Consider the following 4,178-nt stretch of genomic DNA (forward strand, 5'->3'; position numbering starts at 1 on the left):
GCCCCCCCCCCCCCCCCCTGTTTTACATCGTTCCATATCTGACAGGCGATCCGCCGGGGTAAGGCCCTCATACGTTGAAGCGGAACAGCACTACGTCCCCGTCCTGCATCACGTATTCTTTTCCTTCTGACCGCACCAGGTCAGTTCTCCCGCAGGCGCATGCGCCTGCGGGAACCCTGATGATTTTATCTGCTCGGGGCAAGTAAATTGCCCCTGCGCCAAGGGCTTGTCCTCCGGGTCAAGCCCTTGTACGGCGCGTACCGCGCCACCCCGCTCTGCGGGGCCCCGGAAAAGGGCCCTTATACGTTGAAGCGGAACAGTACCACGTCTCCGTCCTGCATCACGTATTCTTTCCCTTCTGACCGCACCAGGCCCTTTTCTTTTGCATGCACCAAATCTCCGCACTTCACCAGGTCCTCAAATGCCACTACCTCCGCGCGGATAAAGCCCCGCTCGAAATCGGAGTGTATTTTTCCGGCCGCCTGAGGCGCCTTGGTCCCCTGCTTGATGGTCCAGGCCCGGCACTCATCCTCACCCGAAGTGAGAAAAGAGATGAGCCCCAGCAATGCATAGGATGCCTTGATCAGCCGATCCAAGCCGGACTCGGCGATCCCCAGATCATCCAAAAACATCTTCTTTTCATCGCTCTCCAGTTCAGCGATCTCCGCCTCCAGCTGCGCACACACGGGGATCACCTGGGCACCTTCCTTGGCGGCCACTTCAGATACCTGTTTGTAGTAGGCATTGTTTTCGTAGTCGGAGAATCCGGCCTCATCCAGGTTTGCCGCGTAGATGACAGGTTTGAGGGAGAGCAACTCAGATGTGGCGATGAGCGCCGCATCCTCCTCACTACACTCATAGGAACGAGCGGAGCGGCCTTCGTTGAGCCAGGTGAGCAGCTCCTGAAAGACTTCCGCTTCCCGTGCGGCCTTCTTATCACCCGACTTTACCAGCTTGGCGGCCTTCTCCACCCGGCGCTGGACCATCTCCATATCCGCCATGATGAGTTCGATGTCAATGATCTCGATGTCTCGCAGTGGATCGGTGGAGCCCTCCACGTGGATGACATTGGGGTCGTCAAAGCAGCGCACCACATGAACGACGGCGTCCGTGGCCCGAATATTGGAGAGAAATTTGTTCCCCAGCCCCTCTCCCTTGGAGGCTCCCTTCACTAGCCCGGCAATGTCCACGAACTCAATGACGGCGTGGGTGGTCTTCTTGGGCTTATAGAAGTCGGAGAGCCAGTCCAGGCGGTGATCCGGCACCGCCACCATCCCCACGTTGGGATCGATAGTACAGAAGGGATAGTTGGCCGACTCCGCGCCGGCATTGGTAATGGCGTTGAACAAGGTCGATTTGCCCACGTTGGGCAACCCCACGATGCCAAGCTTCATAGCAAAGACGTCCTTTCGGTGTAAGAATACGAAATAAGCTCCATTATTATACCGGATACCAGGGCAAAACACAAGCCCGCCCCAGCGGCTGGAAACGATATTCCTCTCTCCAATAAAGATTCCATCAATTCTCTCGTTAAGTTTCCGCCAAGCTTTCCCCAACCGTGTTGACAGCGGACCTCTTTTCCATATGATTGTAACTGTAACTGGCGCCTAGGTTGGGGGGCACCAGTTTCAATTGGGAAGATTAGGAGGAATTGTATGTTCAAGAAATTCACAAACGGCTGCGTGCGCGTAGTCAATCGATGGCTGCCGGATGCCTTCCTGTTCGCCGTCATCCTGACCATTGTGACTTTTGTGGGGTCCATGATCGGGACAAAGCAGACCCCCCTTGAGCTGGTCGACGCCTGGGGCAATTCGAAGGGCTTCTGGGGCCTGCTGTCTTTCTCCATGCAGATGGCCCTGGTGCTGGTCTTCGGCTCCGCCATGGCCTCCGCCAAGATCTGCAAGCGTTTTCTGGGGGCCATTGCCTCTGTCGCCAAGGACAAAAAGAGCGCCATCCTGGTCACTACCTTCGTCTCCACCGTCTGCTGCTGGCTCAACTGGGGCTTCGGCCTCATCGCCGGCGCCCTCCTGGCCAAAGAAGTGGCCCGCCGGGTTCGTGACGTGGACTATCCACTTCTGATCGCCTCCGCCTACTCCGGCTTCGTGATCTGGCACGCGGGTCTCTCCGGCTCCATCCCCCTGCAAATGGCCGCAGAGGGCGGTACCGAGATCCTGGGCATCTTCTACTCCGCCCCCATCACCGATACCGTTCTGCATCCTGCCAACCTGATCATGGTGGCCGTCATCCTCTTCCTGATGCCCTTTGTCAACTATGCCATGCACCCTGATGCCGAGCACACCATCATCGTGGACCCCGCCCGGCTGGTGGACGAGGAAGAGCGTACTTATACAGTGGGCACCCCTGCCGAAAAGATGGAGCACAGCAAGATCCTGTGGGCCATCACTCTTCTGCTGGGCTTTGCCTACATCATCTATTACTTTGCCACCAAGGGCTTTAACCTGGACCTGAACATCGTCAACATGATTTTCCTCTTCCTGGGCATTTTGCTCCACGGCGACCTGCGGAAATATGTGGACGCCATTGGAGACGCCGCTTCCGGCGCCGCCGGTATCCTGCTTCAGTTCCCCTTCTATGCCGGCATCATGGGGCTGATGGTGGCTCAAAATCCCGAAACCGGCGTGTCCCTGGCCGGCATCATCGCCGACTTCTTTGTCAGCATCTCCAACGACGTCACCTTCCCCATGCTGACGTTCCTGTCCGCCGGCCTTATCAACTTCTTCGTCCCCTCCGGCGGCGGCCAATGGGCCGTGCAGGCGCCTATCGTCATGCCTGCCGCCACCACGATGGGAATCGAATACGGCCGGGCCGCCATGGCCATCGCCTGGGGCGATCAGTGGACCAACATGGTACAGCCCTTCTGGGCGCTGCCTATCTTGGGTATGGCCGGTCTGTCCGCCCGCAATATCATGGGATACCTGGTCATTGTGACCATCTTCACTGGCGTGGTTGCCTGCCTGGGCTTCCTGGGCTGGGCCATGTTCTTCTAAAACTTGCCTTTTCTCTCTCTCCTTACAATAGGAGCCCAACACACACAAAACCCGCAGGCTTTTGGCCTGCGGGTTTTGTGTGTGTTTTACTCAATTGCGATCCGGTTCGGAGCCGACGCCGCCTTGGCCTCCCGCTTGGGGATTTCCAGACGGAGGATGCCATCCTCGTACCCGGCTTTGATTTCATCGGGTTTTACATCGCCCACGTAAAAACTCCGGCTGCATGCCCCGCTATAGCGCTCCTGGCGGATGTAACGGCCCTTCTTATCCCTCTCATCCCTGTCCAGACCCTTGGCCGCGCTGATGGTGAGGTATCCGTCGTTGAGCTCTACATTCACCTCGTCCTTCTTGAAGCCGGGCAGGTCTACCGCGACCTCATAGCCGCTTTCGGTTTCCTTCACATCCGTCTTCATCAGGTTCTTGGCCCGCTTGCCATAAAGGGGATTGTGCTCCCCAAAGAAATTCTTTTCAAAAGAGTCTCCAAAGAAATCGTCAAACAAATTCTCGCTGAAAATGCTGGGCAACATAAGTCATTCCTCCATTCGTTGTCTTACCTTTTTGCCCTGCAGAGAAGACCTTTTCTGGTCCCCTTCCCTTGGTACGGCTCTACTATAGTCCTCTGTTTTAGCACTGTCAATATAGGAGTGCTAAAATTCATAAAAGAAACACATTTGATACAAAGAAATGTCACATTTAAAAATTAACCAAAAACGAAAAATCCCCAAAGCCTTGCGGCTCCATGGATTTTTCTGGTGGAGACAGCAGAACTCGAAGGGGGCATGGTATGTTCCTACGGGTGTTTGGCTGTCTCTGGTAATACCCCATAAAACCGCTGTGGCACAAGGAGTTCCGGGTTTCATGCGGAATAAAATCTCAGAAACCATTGGGCCTGTTGGATATTCATTTTTATCGTTCTGTTAGAAATTTGTTAGAAGTAGGATAGGATGCTGTTACGAAAGATTCATTGGATTTTTTAGCGGTCTTATCCATATGTGAGCGACCGTATAAAGTGGAGATTCACGCCCCCGTGTGGGGGGCGACTGCTCATGAGCCTCCGGACTTTCAAAGTGGGTGTGATTTCAATCCACGCCCCCCGTGTGGGGGGCGACCTACCTACAAACCCTTCACTTTCGATGACGAGGTATTTCAATCCACGCCCCCCGTCTGGCG

General features: G+C 55.5%; 4 protein-coding genes. 1 reads left to right on the forward strand and 3 read right to left on the reverse strand.

The window, feature by feature from the left end:
- Positions 1–67: 67 nt before the first annotated feature.
- Together ABUA09_RS18080 and ychF are read right to left on the reverse strand one after the other, a co-directional pair.
- Positions 68–202 carry a DUF933 domain-containing protein gene (locus ABUA09_RS18080; RefSeq protein ID WP_158453398.1) on the reverse strand — a complete coding sequence of 45 codons (135 nt, stop codon included), beginning with the start codon at positions 200–202 and terminating at the stop codon, positions 68–70.
- Positions 203–299: 97 nt separating this feature from the next.
- Positions 300–1,394 carry a redox-regulated ATPase YchF gene (ychF, locus tag ABUA09_RS18085; RefSeq protein ID WP_208319662.1) on the reverse strand — a complete coding sequence of 365 codons (1,095 nt, stop codon included), beginning with the start codon at positions 1,392–1,394 and terminating at the stop codon, positions 300–302.
- A 261-nt stretch (positions 1,395–1,655) separates the two neighbouring features.
- On the opposite strand from ychF, the gene ABUA09_RS18090 reads away from it, so the two are divergent.
- Complete coding sequence (locus ABUA09_RS18090; RefSeq protein WP_033116940.1) at positions 1,656–3,008, forward strand: short-chain fatty acid transporter; 1,353 nt, start codon at positions 1,656–1,658, stop codon at positions 3,006–3,008.
- Between the two features lie 86 nt (positions 3,009–3,094).
- On the opposite strand, the gene ABUA09_RS18095 is transcribed toward ABUA09_RS18090, so the two are convergent.
- On the reverse strand, positions 3,095–3,535 hold the full coding sequence (locus tag ABUA09_RS18095) for an Hsp20/alpha crystallin family protein (RefSeq protein ID WP_033116941.1): 441 nt from the start codon (positions 3,533–3,535) through the stop codon (positions 3,095–3,097).
- Positions 3,536–4,178: the final 643 nt, after the last annotated feature.

Origin of the sequence: Intestinimonas sp. RTP31139st1_F5_RTP31139_211217, from assembly GCF_040226735.1 — a bacterium.
Taxonomy (GTDB): Bacteria; Bacillota; Clostridia; order Oscillospirales; family Oscillospiraceae; genus Intestinimonas; species Intestinimonas butyriciproducens.